The organism is Nguyenibacter sp. L1, assembly GCF_035199985.1.
In the GTDB taxonomy this organism is placed as follows: Bacteria; Pseudomonadota; Alphaproteobacteria; order Acetobacterales; family Acetobacteraceae; genus Gluconacetobacter; species Gluconacetobacter vanlangensis.
This window is the reverse complement of record NZ_CP127015.1, coordinates 3864829-3879482: the sequence shown is the minus strand read 5'-3', so window position 1 is coordinate 3879482 and position 14654 is coordinate 3864829. Positions and strand designations below refer to the sequence as shown.

At 68.8% G+C, this 14654-nt stretch carries 14 protein-coding genes and 1 pseudogene; 9 read left to right on the top strand and 6 right to left on the bottom strand.

Annotation, left to right across the window (positions count from 1 at the left end; genetic code table 11):
* Nucleotides 1-2: 2 nt before the first annotated feature.
* The 5 genes and pseudogenes from QN315_RS17510 to QN315_RS17490 all read left to right on the top strand — a co-directional run.
* Nucleotides 3-887, top strand: a pseudogene (locus QN315_RS17510) (cell division protein FtsQ/DivIB); the annotation flags it as partial.
* Between the two features lie 260 nt (nucleotides 888-1147).
* Nucleotides 1148-2536, top strand: coding sequence for a cell division protein FtsA (ftsA, locus tag QN315_RS17505; RefSeq protein WP_323990687.1), 1389 nt, complete (start codon nucleotides 1148-1150; stop codon nucleotides 2534-2536).
* Nucleotides 2537-2616: 80 nt separating this feature from the next.
* A complete protein-coding gene (gene ftsZ, locus QN315_RS17500) occupies nucleotides 2617-4071 on the top strand; it encodes a cell division protein FtsZ (RefSeq protein ID WP_323990685.1) in 1455 nt (484 codons plus the stop codon).
* Nucleotides 4072-4354: 283 nt separating this feature from the next.
* Nucleotides 4355-5356, top strand: a complete 1002-nt coding sequence (lpxC, locus tag QN315_RS17495) for a UDP-3-O-acyl-N-acetylglucosamine deacetylase (RefSeq protein WP_323993618.1) — start codon at nucleotides 4355-4357, stop codon at nucleotides 5354-5356.
* A 125-nt stretch (nucleotides 5357-5481) separates the two neighbouring features.
* Entirely contained in the window at nucleotides 5482-6006 is a 525-nt protein-coding gene (locus QN315_RS17490) for a VOC family protein (protein ID WP_323990683.1), read from the top strand.
* A gap of 26 nt (nucleotides 6007-6032) precedes the next feature.
* Here the strand turns inward: QN315_RS17490 and QN315_RS17485 are convergent, their stop codons facing one another.
* Nucleotides 6033-6581, bottom strand: a complete 549-nt coding sequence (locus tag QN315_RS17485; RefSeq protein WP_323990682.1) for a GNAT family N-acetyltransferase — start codon at nucleotides 6579-6581, stop codon at nucleotides 6033-6035.
* A 26-nt stretch (nucleotides 6582-6607) separates the two neighbouring features.
* On the opposite strand from QN315_RS17485, the gene QN315_RS17480 reads away from it, so the two are divergent.
* Complete coding sequence (locus QN315_RS17480) at nucleotides 6608-7210, top strand: XRE family transcriptional regulator (RefSeq protein WP_323990681.1); 603 nt, start codon at nucleotides 6608-6610, stop codon at nucleotides 7208-7210.
* 53 nt (nucleotides 7211-7263) lie between these two features.
* Here QN315_RS17480 and QN315_RS17475 read toward each other — a convergent pair whose 3' ends face one another.
* Nucleotides 7264-7785, bottom strand: a complete 522-nt coding sequence (locus QN315_RS17475; RefSeq protein WP_323990680.1) for a TetR/AcrR family transcriptional regulator — start codon at nucleotides 7783-7785, stop codon at nucleotides 7264-7266.
* A 175-nt stretch (nucleotides 7786-7960) separates the two neighbouring features.
* Between QN315_RS17475 and QN315_RS17470 the strand changes: the two genes are divergently transcribed.
* Nucleotides 7961-9154 carry an MFS transporter gene (locus QN315_RS17470; protein ID WP_323990679.1) on the top strand — a complete coding sequence of 398 codons (1194 nt, stop codon included), beginning with the start codon at nucleotides 7961-7963 and terminating at the stop codon, nucleotides 9152-9154.
* Between the two features lie 67 nt (nucleotides 9155-9221).
* Here the strand turns inward: QN315_RS17470 and xylB are convergent, their stop codons facing one another.
* Entirely contained in the window at nucleotides 9222-10694 is a 1473-nt protein-coding gene (gene xylB, locus QN315_RS17465; protein ID WP_323990677.1) for a xylulokinase, read from the bottom strand.
* A gap of 64 nt (nucleotides 10695-10758) precedes the next feature.
* On the opposite strand from xylB, the gene QN315_RS17460 reads away from it, so the two are divergent.
* Nucleotides 10759-11004: a hypothetical protein gene (locus tag QN315_RS17460; RefSeq protein WP_323990675.1), complete on the top strand. Its 246-nt coding sequence runs from the start codon at nucleotides 10759-10761 to the stop codon at nucleotides 11002-11004.
* Here the strand turns inward: QN315_RS17460 and QN315_RS17455 are convergent.
* Nucleotides 10991-11809 carry an alpha/beta hydrolase gene (locus QN315_RS17455; protein ID WP_323990673.1) on the bottom strand — a complete coding sequence of 273 codons (819 nt, stop codon included), beginning with the start codon at nucleotides 11807-11809 and terminating at the stop codon, nucleotides 10991-10993. The two genes, QN315_RS17460 and QN315_RS17455, sit on opposite strands and share 14 nt — an antisense overlap.
* A 76-nt stretch (nucleotides 11810-11885) precedes the next feature.
* Here QN315_RS17455 and QN315_RS17450 point away from each other — a divergent pair, with 76 nt between their 5' ends.
* Complete coding sequence (locus QN315_RS17450; RefSeq protein ID WP_323990671.1) at nucleotides 11886-12173, top strand: ArsR family transcriptional regulator; 288 nt, start codon at nucleotides 11886-11888, stop codon at nucleotides 12171-12173.
* 102 nt (nucleotides 12174-12275) lie between these two features.
* Here QN315_RS17450 and QN315_RS17445 read toward each other — a convergent pair whose 3' ends face one another.
* Complete coding sequence (locus tag QN315_RS17445) at nucleotides 12276-12980, bottom strand: D-lyxose/D-mannose family sugar isomerase (RefSeq protein WP_323990670.1); 705 nt, start codon at nucleotides 12978-12980, stop codon at nucleotides 12276-12278.
* Nucleotides 12981-13027: 47 nt separating this feature from the next.
* Complete coding sequence (locus QN315_RS17440; protein WP_323990668.1) at nucleotides 13028-14443, bottom strand: MFS transporter; 1416 nt, start codon at nucleotides 14441-14443, stop codon at nucleotides 13028-13030.
* Nucleotides 14444-14654 lie beyond the last annotated feature (211 nt).

Genomic DNA, 14654 nt, shown 5'->3' with positions numbered 1-14654 from the left:
GCATGAGACGCGCAGCCGACAATCGCAACGACCGGCCCTCCCGGCTGTCGATCTTCCTGCGGCGCCGGCGCCGCATGGTGCGGCCGGCCGCCCTGGCGCTCACCCTGGCCGCGCTGGCGGGCGGGGCGGCGGTCACGCTGCGCGACATGCGTTCCGAGGAACGGTTCGCCCCGATCCGCGCCCGCCTGGTCAGCATGCTGCCCCTGCGCATCACCGACATCCAGGTCAGCGGCCGCGTGCTCACGTCCGCCTCCGCCCTGCAGGACGCGCTGGGCGCGCGCATCGGCGACCCGGTGCTGGGCTTCTCGGTCGAGCAGGCGCGCCGGCGGATCGACGCCCTGCCCTTCGTCGATCATTCGGTAATCGAACGTCATCTGCCCGGCACGATCATCGTGCGCCTGACCGAACGCCGCCCCTTCGCGGTGTGGCAGAACCAGGGCCGCTTCATGCTGATCGACCGCGCCGGCACCGTCGTCCACGACCAGGGCATGACCGGCAAGGACGCCCAGGCCTTCCTGCAACTGCCGCTGGTGGTGGGGCAGGACGCCAATCTCGCCGCCGCCGGCCTGCTTGACGCGCTGGCCGGCCAGCCCGCCGTGCAGGGGCGCGTGGTCGCCGCCGTGCGGGTCAACCAGCGGCGCTGGAACCTGCTGCTGCGCGACGGCACCACCATCCTGCTGCCCGAAGGCGAGGAAATCCCCGCCCTCAGGCGCCTCGCCGACCTGCAGGGCAGCATCAGGCTGCTGGACCGCCCGGTAATCGCCATCGACATGCGCCTGCCCGACCGGCTGGTCATCCAGCAGCCCCCGCCCCCCGACGCGGGCGCCGCTCCGGCCGGCGGCACCCCCGCGCCGGGCGCGCCCGGCCAGCAGAACGCCGCCGCCGCCCACCCCGCGGCCCACCCGGCGCCCAGCCATCCGGCACCCAACCATCCGGCCCCCAGCCATCCGACACCGGGGCATCCGGCACCCGGACATCCGCCATCCGACCACCCGGTCCCCGACCATCCGCCGTCCGGACATCCGGCCGTCGCGCACGCCGCCCCGCTCCGCACCGCGCCGAGCGCCCTCCCCGACGGCAATGCGCTTCCGCCCCCCGTCCCCAACCTGCCGCCTCCCGACGGCGAATCCGCCCCACGGAGGCGCGCATGAACGATCTCGTCGTCACCCCGCAGCCCGAGAACCCGGCCCCCGCCCGCCGCCGCCGCTCCCGCCGGCGCGGCGCCGACGCGGCCCTCCCCGCGCCCGCGGGCGGCCGCGTCATCGCCCTGCCCCCGCCCGACGAGCCCACCCCGCCGCGCGGCTGGCGGCAGGGGGTCTTCGGCGTGCTGGATATCGGCTCCACCAAGATCATGTGCCTGATCGGACGCGGCGAATCCGACGGCACGCTGCGGGTGCTGGGCCATGGCTGGCGCCGCTCGCACGGGGTCCGCTCCGGCGGCATCGTCGATCTGCGCGACGCCGAGGCCGCGATCCGCGCCGCTGTGGGCCAGGCCGAGGACATGGCCGAACGCCGGCTGGACAATGTCTACGTCAATCTCTCCTGCGGCCACCCCGAAAGCCGCCTGTTCAATGTCCGCTGGCCGGTGGGCGGGCGCGAGATCACCGAGTCCGACGTCCGCCGCGTGGTGACCGAGGGCCGGATGCGCGCGATGTCCGAGGGCCGCTCGATCCTGCACACGATGCCGCTCGATTTCTCGGTGGACGAAACCGCCGGCGTCGCCGACCCGCGCGGCCATCTGTGCGACCAGCTCACCTCGCGCCTGCACGTCATCGACGCCAGCACCACGGCGCTGCGCAACCTGGAAACCGTGCTGACCCGCGCGGAACTCAAGATCGAGGAACTGGTCTCCGCCCCGCTGGCCTCCGGCCTCGCGGTGCTCGACGCCGACGAGCGCGAACTCGGCGTCACCGTGGTCGACATGGGCGGCGGCACCACCTCGATCGCCATCTTCGGCGAGGGCCAGCTTCTGCATACCGCCTGCCTGCCGGTCGGCGGCATGCATGTCACGCGCGACATCGCCCACGTGCTCTCGACCTCGCCCGACAGCGCCGAATGGCTCAAGACGATGTACGGCTCGGCCGAACTCTCCGCCGATGACGATCTCGACCTGCTGCCCGTGCAGTTGATCGGCGACGACGACAACCATTTCGTCAAGGTCTCGCGCGCCAAGGTCGTCTCGATCATCCGGCCGCGCATCGAGGAAACGCTGGAAATGGTGCGCGACCGCCTGGAATCGGCGGGGGTCGGCCGTGCCGCCGACGGGCGCGTCGTGCTGACCGGCGGCGCCTCGCTGCTCGACGGCGTGGGCAACATGGCCGCGCGCATCCTCAACCGCCAGGTCAGGCTGGGCCGCCCCACCGGGATTCGCGGCCTGCCCGAGGACCCGGCGGCCTGGCCGTCCTTCGCCACCTCGGCCGGGCTGCTGGCCTGGGCGGCCGGCGCGGGCGGCGCGCTGGGCGATCTGGATCTTTCCGAACCGCGATCGCCCGGCCTGCTGCGCCGCGTCATCGAATTCATACGCGACAGGGTATGATGAAATGATTCACAATACCCCCTGAAGCCAAACCCGCGAATCGGCACTCGCGATCCAACGACTCGTCCCGGGAGACGCCTATGACTTTGAATCTCTCCATCCCGCAGCAGAATCATTCCGACTTCACGCCGCGCATCACCGTGATCGGCGTGGGCGGCGGCGGGACGAACGCCGTCGACAACATGATCCAGTCCCAGCTCCAGGGCGTGGAATTCGTCGTCGCCAACACCGACGCGCAGCAATTGTCGCACAGCAAGGCCGATCGCCGCATCCAGCTCGGCCCGCACCTGACCCAGGGCCTCGGCGCCGGCGCCAAGCCCGAAATCGGCCGCGCGGCGGCCGAGGAAGCGGCCGACGAACTCGCCCGCCACCTCGACGGCGCGCACATGGTCTTCATCACCGCCGGCATGGGCGGCGGCACCGGCACCGGCGCCGCCCCGGTGATCGCGCGCATGGCGCGCGAACGCGGCATCCTGACGGTCGGCGTGGTCACCAAGCCCTTCACGTTCGAGGGCGGGCGCCGCTCCAAATCGGCCGAGACCGGCATCGCCGAGCTTCAGCAATATGTCGACACGCTGATCGTCATCCCCAACCAGAACCTGTTCCGCCTGGCGACCGAGCGCACCAGTTGGAAGGACGCGTTCAAGATGGCCGACAACGTCCTCTACATGGGCGTGCGCGGCGTGACCGACCTGATGATGGCGCCCGGCCTGGTCAATCTCGACTTCGCCGACATCCGCACCGTGATGGCCGAGATGGGCAAGGCGATGATGGGCACCGGCGAGGCCGAGGGCGACAACCGCGCCATCTCGGCGGCCGAGGACGCCATCTCCAACCCGCTGCTCGAAGATACCTCGATGGCCGGCGCGCGCGGCCTGCTGATCAACATCACGGGCGGCGAGGACATGACCTTGTACGAGGTCGACCAGGCCGCCAACCGCATCCGCGAGGAAGTGGCCGAGGACGCGAACATCATCTTCGGCTCGGCGATCGACGAATCGCTCAATGGCCGCATCCGTGTCTCGGTGGTCGCCACCGGCATCGACACGCCGCCGGTCCGCGCGTTCGACGCCGCCCCGGCCGACGCATTTCCGGCCGAGGCCGCCGAATCAGCGCCGGCGCCGGCGCCGGACGCCGCGTCCGACGCCCACGGCGCGGCCCCGCGCCATGCGACGCCGAACTTCGTCAACGCCCCGCCGGTCGCGGCCGCGCCCAACGCCGCCGCGTCCCACGCCGCATCGCCCGGCGCGCCCTCGCCCAATGCGGTCCCGCAGCACATGGCCGGCGTACGCCCGTCGCCGCGCTCCCCCCTGTTCTCCGAGGCCCCGCGCCAGCCCGAACCGGTCCATCAGCCCGCCCCGCGCGGCGGCAGCCTGTTCAGCATCGTCACCGGCGCGCTGCGCCGCCAGCCGGCCCCCGAAGCCCCGCGCGCCGAACCCGCCCTGCCCGACCCCGAGCCCACCGCCACGGTGCGCCAGGCTTCGGCCGACGAGGTCGGGCTGGACATCCCCGCCTTCCTGCGCCGCCAATCCTGATCCGCTCCATGGCGCCGCGCCGCCCTCCCCGGCCGGCACGGCGCTATGCGCGACATCGATCATTATGGCGTAATTTTGTCTTTATTCTCAGTCCCTTACCCCGTAACAGTCAGCAATAATCCTTGACTCGCCCCGCCGCGCCGCACCCGCTACAGATCATGCTGTCGGTGCTGTAACGCACGACGGAAATCGAACGATCGAGAATTAAGCGATCAAGACGCGATCGAAACGCGCTCAAGAAGCGATCAAAGACTGGGGGACACATATGGACGGAATGCTGGCGATGGTGGGGAACGACGCCCTGCGGCAGGCCCAGCCGCCCGCCGTCCAATCCTCCCCCGCTCCGGCATCCGCCACACGGACCTCGCGCGCCCCGCGCCAGCAGACCCTGCGCCACGCCATCTCCTGCGTGGGCGTCGGGCTGCATACCGGCCGGCGCATCAACCTGGTCCTCCGTCCGGCCGCCGAGGAGACCGGCATCGTCTTCCGCCGCACCGATCTCGACGGCCGCACCATCGCCGCCCGGTTCGACCAGGTCGTCGATACCCGCCTCAGCACCGTGATCGGCGATGCCCGTGACCCGGCGTTGCGCGTCGCCACCATCGAACATCTGATGGCGGCGTTCGCGGGCTGCGGCGTCGATAACGCGCTGGTCGATGTCGACGGGCCCGAAATCCCGGTACTGGACGGCTCGGCAGCCGATTTCGTCTTCCTGCTCGACTGCGCCGGCCTGGCGGAACAGGCCGCCACGCGCCCGGTGATCGACATCCTGGTCCCCGTCCGCGTGGCCGAGGGCGACGCCTTCGCCGAACTGCGCCCCGCCCGCGACCCCAGTACTCGCGATCCCGGCCTGTCGATGACCTCGTCGATCGAATTCGCCGCCGCCGCGATCGGCGAACAGACCTTCGCCACGCGGCTCGACCGCCAGGTCTTCCGCCGCGACCTCGCCAATTGCCGCACCTTCACCCTGCGGCAGGACATCGAGGCCCTGCACAAGGCCGGCCTGGCCCGGGGCGGCTCGCTCGACAATGCGGTGGTGGTGGACGGCGCGCGCGTGCTCAACCCTTCCGGCCTGCGCCGCCCGGATGAATTCGTCCGGCATAAGATGCTCGACGCGGTGGGCGATCTCTACCTTGCCGGCGCCGCGATCAACGGCCTGTTCACCGGCCACAAATCCGGCCACGCCTTGAACAACCGCCTGCTCCGCGCCCTCTTCGCCGACCCCGCCGCCTGGCGCCTGCGCAGCCGCGCCCCGCAGCCGCAGTCCCTCCGCATCGCCGCCTGAACAGCCCAAGCCGTCACGAACGGATGACCCGGTCTTGAAGCGAAGCGCCATCGCCATACGTCGCACGCGTATGGCGATGGCGTGCCGTCAAGGCTCGCCTGGGGAAGATCCCTGGGGGAAAGCACATGTCCGGAAAAATCGTCACCTGCCTGTGGTTCGACCATGACGAGGCGCGGAAAGCGGCGGAATTCTACGCGGCCACCTTTCCGGACAGCCATGTCGGACCAGTGCTTCACGCTCCGTCCGATTACCCTGGCGGCGAACGGGGCAGCGAGCTGACCGTCGAATTCACCGTACTCGGCCAGGCATTCATCGGCCTGAATGGCAGGGGCCTGAACGACAGGAACCGGAATGGCGGCCCCGCATTCTCGCCGAACGAGGCGGTCAGCTTCCAGGTGATGACCGAGGATCAGGCGGAAACCGACCGCTACTGGAATGCGATCATCGAGAATGGCGGCAGCGAAGGCGCGTGCAGTTGGTGCAAGGACCGTTGGGGCTTCTCGTGGCAGATCGTGCCGCGAATCCTGATGGCCGCGCTGAAGGATCCGGACCGCGCCGCCGCAAAGCGGGCGATGGACGCCATGATGACCATGCGCCGGATCGACATTGCCCGGATCGAGGCCGCGCGAGCGGGCCGTATGACGGCCTGACCCGCCGCCATGCACGACGCCGGCCCTCAGTCGCGGCCCGCGTCGAGAAACCGCTGCATGAACACCAGGTCGAGCCAGCGACCGAATTTGTGTCCGACCTCGCGCAACGTTCCCACGCGCTCAAAGCCGAGACGGTCATGCAGGCGGATCGAGGCGGGATTGGCGGCGTCGATCCCGGCCACCATGACATGCTTGCCGAGGGACGCCGCCCGGCCGAACAGGGGCTCGACCAGCGCCCTGCCCACCCCGCGGCCACGCATGTCGGCGCGAACATAGACCGAGTGCTCGACCGTATGCCGATAGCCCGGCCAGGGCCGAAAATCGCCGAACGTGGCATAGCCCAGCACCGAATCGTCCGCCGGGTGCCCGGCCACCAGCACCGGATAACCCTGGCCGGCCCGCTGCGCGAACCAGACCTTGCGGTCCTCCAGCGTCGCTTCCTGCTCCGTGTAGACGGCCGAGGATGTGCGGACGACCTCGTTATAGATGGCCAGGATGCCGGACAGGTCGGCCTCGGTCGCGTCGCGGACGGTAATGGACATCGGCACGCCTCGGGCGATACGGGATGGAATCATGCGGTGCCGTCCACTATAGTGTCATCATGTCTACGATACAAGACGACATCACCTTGTCCGCATTGGAGCACACCCTCGCCGCCCGGCTGCGCGCCGAGCGCGTGGCGCGCGGCTGGTCATTGTCCGACCTGGCCATACGGTCGGGCGTCAGCCGCGCCATGATCAGCAAGGTCGAGCGCGCCGAGGCCAGTCCCACCGCGACGGTGCTGGGGCGCCTGTCCGGCGCGTTCGGACTGACTTTGTCCACATTGCTGGCCCGGGCCGAAGGCGACGCATCCGGCGCGGGGCGCATCATGCGGGGCGATGCGCAGCCGCTTTGGCGCGACCCGGCCACGGGCTATCTCCGGCGCGCGGTGTCGCCCCCGGGCGCCGAGCCGGAACTGGTTCACGTCGAGCTGCCGCCCGGCGCATGTGTGAACTATCCGGCCGCGGCCTATGCGCATCTGGACGGCCAATGCGTCTGGGTGCTCGCAGGGGCGCTGTCGTTCCGCGCAGGCACGACCGAACATCACCTCGCCGCGGGCGATTGCCTCACGCTCGGCCTCCCGCTGGATTGCGCGTTTCACAATCCCTCCGAATCCACCCCCTGCACCTACCTCGTCGCCATCTCACGCATGCAAAAATCGTGATATCCACACATGGAACTGACCGCCCCCTCTCCAGAGACGTCACCAGCCCCTTCTCACGCGCGCTCCCGGCCCTCCGCCGCCACGCGCAGCGCCGCGTCGCGCGCCAGCCCCGGGGGCAACGGCGCATCGGTGAACAGCAGCCGCGTCAGCACCGGCGCAACGACGGCATCGATCACGCGCGCGGCGGACAGGCGGACCGGCGGCCGGGCGGCGGCGAGAATCGCCTCGATAACGGGCTGCACCGTATCCATCAGGCTGCATGCGGCCTGTGCGCCGTCCCAGCCGCGCAGGATGTCGCGCATCATCTCCCGGCCGGGCGTCGAGTCCATCTCCTCCTGATACATCTCCGCCCAGGTCGCCAGGTCGGTACCCAAATGGCCGGTCGGCTGGATCGGGCACTCCGTGCGCAGGGTGCGCTGGGCGACGTCGCTCACCAATGTCGCCAGATCGCCCCAGCGGCGATAGATCGTCGAGGGCGTCACGCCCGCGCGCTGCGCAATCTGCGGCACCGTCAGCGCCTCGCGGCCGCCCTCCGCGATCAACGCGCCGACCGCCGCATGCACGGCCTGCTGCACGCGCAAACTCCGCCCCCCCGGTCGCATCCCTGCTCGCCCCCCTGCTTGCCCCCCCGCTTGCAAGATCCGTCTTACCGACATGATGCGTACCCCCTAAAGCAAATATATTGCTTTTATGCGGCATACTCCAATATGGACTAACGCACATCCTATGCTTTAACGGGGGAACCCGTCCATGACGAAGCTACCTGCACGACGCCTCCTCTGGACCTATGGCGCGGTCCTGTTCGTCTTTCTCGGCGCCTCGGCCGCGCTGACCCCGCTCTTTCCGCTCTATCAGGCGCAATGGCACGTCCCGGTGCCGATGCTCCAGGCCGCCTTCGCGATCTATGCCCTGACCCTGCTGGGCGCGCTGCTCTGCTTCGGCGCGCTGTCCGACCATATCGGCCGCCGCCGCGTCGCGCTCATGGCGATCGCGATCGAGGCACTGGCCATGCTGCAATTCGCCACCGCCGCGGGGATCGGCGACGTCATCCGGGGCCGCGCCCTGCAGGGGCTGGCCACCGGCATCGCCACCAGCGTGCTCAGCGCGGGCCTTCAGGACGCCGAACGCGCGCGCGGCGGGCTGATCAGCGGCATGGTGCCGATGGGCTCGATGGCGGGCTTCGCGCTGTTCTCGGCCGTGCTGGCACGCTTCGCGCCCCAGCCGCTGCATCTGGTCTTCGTGCTGGTCCTCGCCGCCCTGGCACTGGCCGTTCCCGCGATCCTCGCCCTGCCCGAAACGGTCTCGCCGAAGCCAGGCGCGCTCGCCTCCCTCAGGCCCCGCGTGCATGTGCCCCACCGGGCCCGCGCGGCCCTGCTCCGGGTCGCGCCCGCCAATATCGCGGTCTGGGCGCTCGCCGGGCTGTTCCTGTCGCTCGGCCCCGCCGTCGCGCGGCTGGCCGCCGGCGGATCGACCGACCCGCTGCTGGGCGGCTGGGAAATCGCCTCGGTCATGAGCGCGGCGCTCGCGGCGATGCTGCTGCACCGCAAGGGTGACGCGATGATGCTGCTCCGGCGCGGCGCGCCCCTCGTTCTGCTCGGCCTGCCCGTCATCCTGCTCGGACTTCATGCCCGGCACCTCGCGCTCTTCCTCCCGGGGGCCGCGATCGCCGGCGCCGGGCTCGGCCTGATCGTCCAGGGGTCGCTCCGCGCGCTGGTCCCGCTCGCCCACGTCCACGAGCGCGCCGGCCTGATGGCCAGCTATTTCGTGCTCAGCTACCTCGCCTTCTGCGTGCCGGCCTTCGCCGCCGGGTTCGCGGTGCGCGGCCTTGGCCTCACGGCCACCACCGATCTCTACGTGGTGCTGCTGATCGGGCTGACGGGCATGACCCTGCGCGCGTTGAACCGTTCGAACGACGGCCCGGCTCCCGCGGAAACGGCCGCATAAATCCGCGCACCCCGCCCAAGCCCCCGGCCCAAGGCTCCCGCGCAAGCCTCTTGCGTTGGGGGCGTCCTCAGGCGGCGCCGCGCCGCGGCGACAGGCCGGACAAGGCCGGATACAGGGCCCGATAGCGCGCCAGCACCGGCCCGTACGCCTCCCTCAGGGCCGCGTCGGGCGCCACGGTCGCGATCCGCTCGGGCGGCAGGCAGATGTCCGCGACGCACTCTCCCGTCGCGGCCAGCCGGGCCAGCCGCGCCGCGCCGAACGCGCCGCCCTGCTCTCCGTGCGCCAGACGATGCAGCGGAATATCCATGACCGAGGCCAGGATCGACACCCAGGCTGCGCTGCGCGACCCGCCGCCGATCACGTCGGCCTGGCGCAGGACGGAACCAGCCGATGCCAACCCGTCCAGGGCATCGCGAAACGAAAAGGCCACGCCTTCCAGCACGGCCTGGGTCATGTCCGCCCGCGTGCTCGCCCGATCCAGCCCGACGAACGCGCCCCGGATCGCGGCGTCGTTATGGGGCGTCCGCTCCCCGGACAGATAGGGCAGGAACAGCACACCCGACGGCGCGGTGACCCGCTCCGGCAATTCGGCCAGCAGCGCCGCCTCGTCCCGTCCGGCCACCTCCGCCCACCAGGCCAGGCAGGACGCGGCGGACAGGGTCACCCCCATCTGGTGCCACATCTCCGGCACCGCATGGCAGAAGGCATGGATGGCCGATTCCGGCCGGGGGCGAAAACGCTCGGTCGTGGCCCACACCACCCCCGACGTCCCCAGCGAGACGAAGGCATCGCCCTCCCGCACCGCCCCCAGCCCGACCGCGCCGGCCGCATTGTCGCCGGCCCCTCCGGCCAGGATCGGCGGCACCGCCATCCCCCACCGCGCGGCCAGCGCGCGCGTCAGCCGCCCGGCCTGCGCCGTGCCCTCGCACAGGGCCGGCATCGCGGCCCGCGTCAGGCCGGTCGCCGCCAGCGCATCGTCCGACCAGCGGCGGCGCCCGACATCCTGCCACAACGTACCGGACGCGTCGGACATGTCCTCGATCATCTCGCCGCTCAGGCGATAGCGCAGCCACGCCTTCGGCAGCAGGACATGCCGGACGGCGTCGAAGATCTCCGGCTCGTGCCGCGCCACCCATATCAGCTTCGGCGCCGTGAATCCCGGCATGGCGATGTTGCCGCACACGCTCCGGCTGTCGGGAAAACGCTGCTCGAACACGTCGCATTCCGCGCTGGAGCGCACATCGTTCCACAGGATGCACGGCCGCAGCACCTGCCCCGCCGCGTCCAGCAGCACGGCGCCATGCTGCTGCCCCGACAGGCCGATCCCCCGCACCGCGGCGACCGCCGCCGGCTGCTCGGCCCGCAATCCGTCCACCGCGTCGAACAGCGCCCCCCACCAATCCGCGGGCTCCTGCTCGCTCCAGCCGGGATGCGGGGACCGGCTGCTCAGCCCGACGGTCCGCTTCGCCAGGACGGCCTGCGCCTCGTCCACCAGAACCGCCTTGATCCCCGACGTACCCGCATCGATACCGATATACATCACCCGTTCCCTGCAACACGCCCCGGCGGAATGCCCGCGCCCGACTCAGGCCCCGACTCAGGCAATGCGGCATCCCGGCATCGCCCGACCGGATGAAATCATCCGATCGGGCGAAAACACGCATCAAAATAACGCGTTCGGCCGCACCCGCCGCGCGATGCCGTCCACCGCGATGGTGAACGCCGCGTCGCACGGCCGGTTGTCCGCCACGGCCTTCGCCAGTTGGATGACGATTTTCCCCTGGGCGGTTCAGGAATTCCAGCCCGCCTGGTGCAGGCATGTCTTGCGTATCGCCATTACGCCTGGTTGAGCCGTTTCAGGACGGCCGCCACGATGATTTCGGGCTGGTCTTCCTGAACGAGGTGCCCGGAATCGTCCACCGCGATGCAATCAGCGTCGGAGATCAATGCAGCCAGCGCCACGCCCTTTTCAAAGGGTATCCATTCGTCGTTTCGCCCCCAGAGGACTGTTACGGGACAGTCCATCCGCCCGTATCGTCCTTCAACCTCATCGGTAAATTTCTGGTCCATCTGCGCTATCTGGCGATAGAACGCAGGCTGGCCTACTGGCCCGAGCCACGGCGCACTATAGATTTCCAATGCTTTTTCGGACAGCGGATTATAAGCCGCTGTCTGCAAGTAGGCGCGCAATAGCGCCCGGTGCATGTAGTCCGGCATTCCGGAGAAGGCGGCCTCATGCTGACGCACATGCTGAACCAAAGCGGACCCCCAGGGGGCGAGGGCAACGGCGTCGAAGATCGTCAAGGAACTATAACGTAAGCCGTTCATGTAGTAGGCGCGTAGCGCCGTGGCCCCGCCGAAGTCATGTGCCAACATATCGGGACGTTCGAGGTCCCATTCCGCGAACAAAGCGGCGAGGGTCTTGTTCTGCACAGCCAGAGAGACGTCTTGACCCTCACGCATCTCCGACAGTCCGTAGCCGACCAGATCGAAATAGTAGATGGTCCTGCGGTCGGCGAGTTGCGGCACGATTCTACGCCAGACCTGCGAGGAAAAGGGTGTCCCATGAAGCGCCACCAGCGGTGGCCCGTTGCCGGCCTTGCCCCACCGGACGGCATTTCCTTCTATGATCGTCGTATGGGGCAGATCCAGCATGACAGCGACTCATATTGCAATTTAGCTAAATGACAATATGATAACAGCTATGGATAGATCAAACCAAATCAAAGCGATGGCGAGCGAGCAACGCCTGACGGTCCTTCGATTGCTGGCGAAACCGCAAAAGCACTTCGGCCACCAATGGTCGGCCGATCCGGTCGAGTTCGGCGTCTGCATGACATTGATCGCTGAGGCACTATCGGTGGCACAGCCTACGGCTAGCCGCCATCTGGAAATTCTCAAACAAGCCGGCTTCATCACCGTGCGGAAGCACCTGAAATGGTCGTATTGCAAACGGGATGAAGCTGCAATCAAGGACTATCTGAATTGGCTGGGCGCTGAACTCTCCTCAACTTGGTAAGTCATTAGGACTGACCTCAAAAATCAGCCTTGGATCACAAATCCTCATCCAAGGGAATCTATCCCACTTCGCACTACAACCTAGGCGGGTCTCGCCGGCCACTCAGTGCCGGACCGCCTGCGGATACTCGGTGCACAGGAAATGGCGCCGCGGCGCGTCCTCCTCGATCTCGGGAAAACGGGATGACGGTTCCAGGAAGCAATTATCGGCATGGTCGTCACACAGCGACGACACCTCGCCGCTGACGGTCAGCCCGGTACCGTCCTCGCCCCAGAATTGATGGATGGTGCGGGGCGGAATGCACACGCTCTGCCCCGGCTTCAGCCGCGCGGAATCGCCCGGCCGCATCCGCCGCGCAACGCCGTCCACCGCGATGGTGAACGCCGCGTCGGACGGCCGGTTGTCCGCCCCGGCCTTCGTCAGTTGGACGATGATGTTCCCCCCGGCCCGGTTGATGATGTCCTCCATCTTGGTGCGATGGAAATGCGCAGGCGAACGTTGCCCCTCGGGGTCCAGGATCAGCTTCTCGGCATAGGATTTGTCATACCCCCCGTTGGGGCTCTCGTGACGCATCGACCCGTTGCGCAGCGTGAACAGCGTGCGGCCGATCCTGGTAAAATCCCCCTGCCCGAAATCGGTGACGTCCCATCCCAGCATGCATGCGCGAATCTCGTCCGCCTCCGGCCCCTTGGACATCCAATCCTCCACGGTCCAGTAAGCGAATTCCGGCAGGCTGATCCCGTAATCCCGAAAGGTCGCCATCGCCAGCGCGATGCTGGCGTTGATCTGCGAGCGTTTCAAAAGCATCTTTCTCTCTCCTTGAAAATTTCCGGTGATCCGTTGCGGGGATTTCTTCACGACAGCAGGATGTCGCGCGGCCGCGAGAATTCCGGCGCAGCGGCTCCTCCGCCGACCGCCCGCCCGCCGGCCTCCCCTCCCTTCGCGGGACGCCCGTCGAACAGCGCCATCAGCACAGCCGCCCCGAAGATGAACAGCGACATGACGGCAAAGCTCGCCCCCAGGCTGTGGGTCCGGGCCTGGATGTCGCCGATGATCCACGACCCCAGGAAGCCGCCCAGCGCACCGGCACTGTTGATTACGCCCATGGCCACCCCGGCCGCCTCGCGCGGCAGGATGTCGGGCACGATGGCGAAGAACGGCCCAAGCGGTGCCTGCATGCAGGCACAGCCCAGCACCATGCAGAGATAGGCAGCAACGAAGCTGCCCGGCGCCGCCAGGTAGCTGGCCAGAAAGAACGCGGCCGAGAGCATCAGCAGCGGCCAGACCAGATGCTTGCGGATCCGATAGCGGTCGGACAGGTTCGACGCCGCGACCATCAGCACGACCGACCCGGCATAGGGCCCGGCGGCCAGCAGCCCCGTGCCGCCCATGCTCCGCGCGCCGCCGCGATGGATGATGTCGGGCAGCCACATGATGAAGCCATAGGCCGTGACGCTCCACAGCAGCAATTGCAGGCTCAGGCTCAACACGCGCCTGTCCGACAGCACCGCCCAGATCCCGCCCCCGGCCGCCCCTACCCCGGCTGGTGCGATCGCACGCTGTTCCCGCGCCAGCCGCGCCCCCAGCGCCGCGCGCTCTTCCGCCGGCAGCCAGCCGGCCTGCTGCGGCGTGTCCGACATCGTGGCAAGCCAGACGAACGCCCATACGATCGACGGCACCCCCTCGACGACGAACACGGTCCGCCAGCCCAGGCGCGACATCAGATACCCCGTGATCGCGGACATCCACAGCACCGTCACCGGATTTCCGAGAATCAGATAGGTATTCGCCCGCGACCGCTCGTCCCGCGAAAACCATTGCGTCAACAGCAGCAGCATGGCCGGGATGATCAGGCTTTCCATGCTGCCCAGCAGGAACCGATCGGCCGCCAGCAGCCAGAAATTGTCGACCAGCCCCGTCAGGGACGCCATCACGCCCCACCCCAGGATACAGACGAAGATCATCCTGGTCGGGCTGTGCCGGCGCGCATAGGCGGCGGCAGGCACCTGGAAGGCGAAATAGCCCAGAAAGAACAGCGCGGACAGCAGCGCCGCCCTGCCGGGGGAAATGCCCAGATCGTCGTTCAGCCCTGCCGTGGCGCCGAAGCCGTAATTCGTGCGGTCCAGATAGGCCAGGCTGTAGGTCACGAACACGATCGGCATGATCCGCAGCCACCGGGCGGAAACGCGCCCTGGCTGGGGCGCGCTTCGAGGCATGCTCTTCTGGGGCATGCTCTGGGGCGCGCTCTGGGGCGTGCTCTGGTTGGACATGCGAGGGTTATCCCTTTCTTGTCTTGAGGCATCGTCCGACGGCACGCTTCGGTTCCCGCCGCGATCCCCTGCCGCCTGGTCGCCGGCTTTCGAACGGCCGGGCGCCCCGCCGATGTTCATCGACGCGACCATGCTGTCCAATAATGTTTCATGATCCCCGTCATCACGTCCCGCGATCACCGACCCGTGACGCGCTGTGCAATCCGGCTTG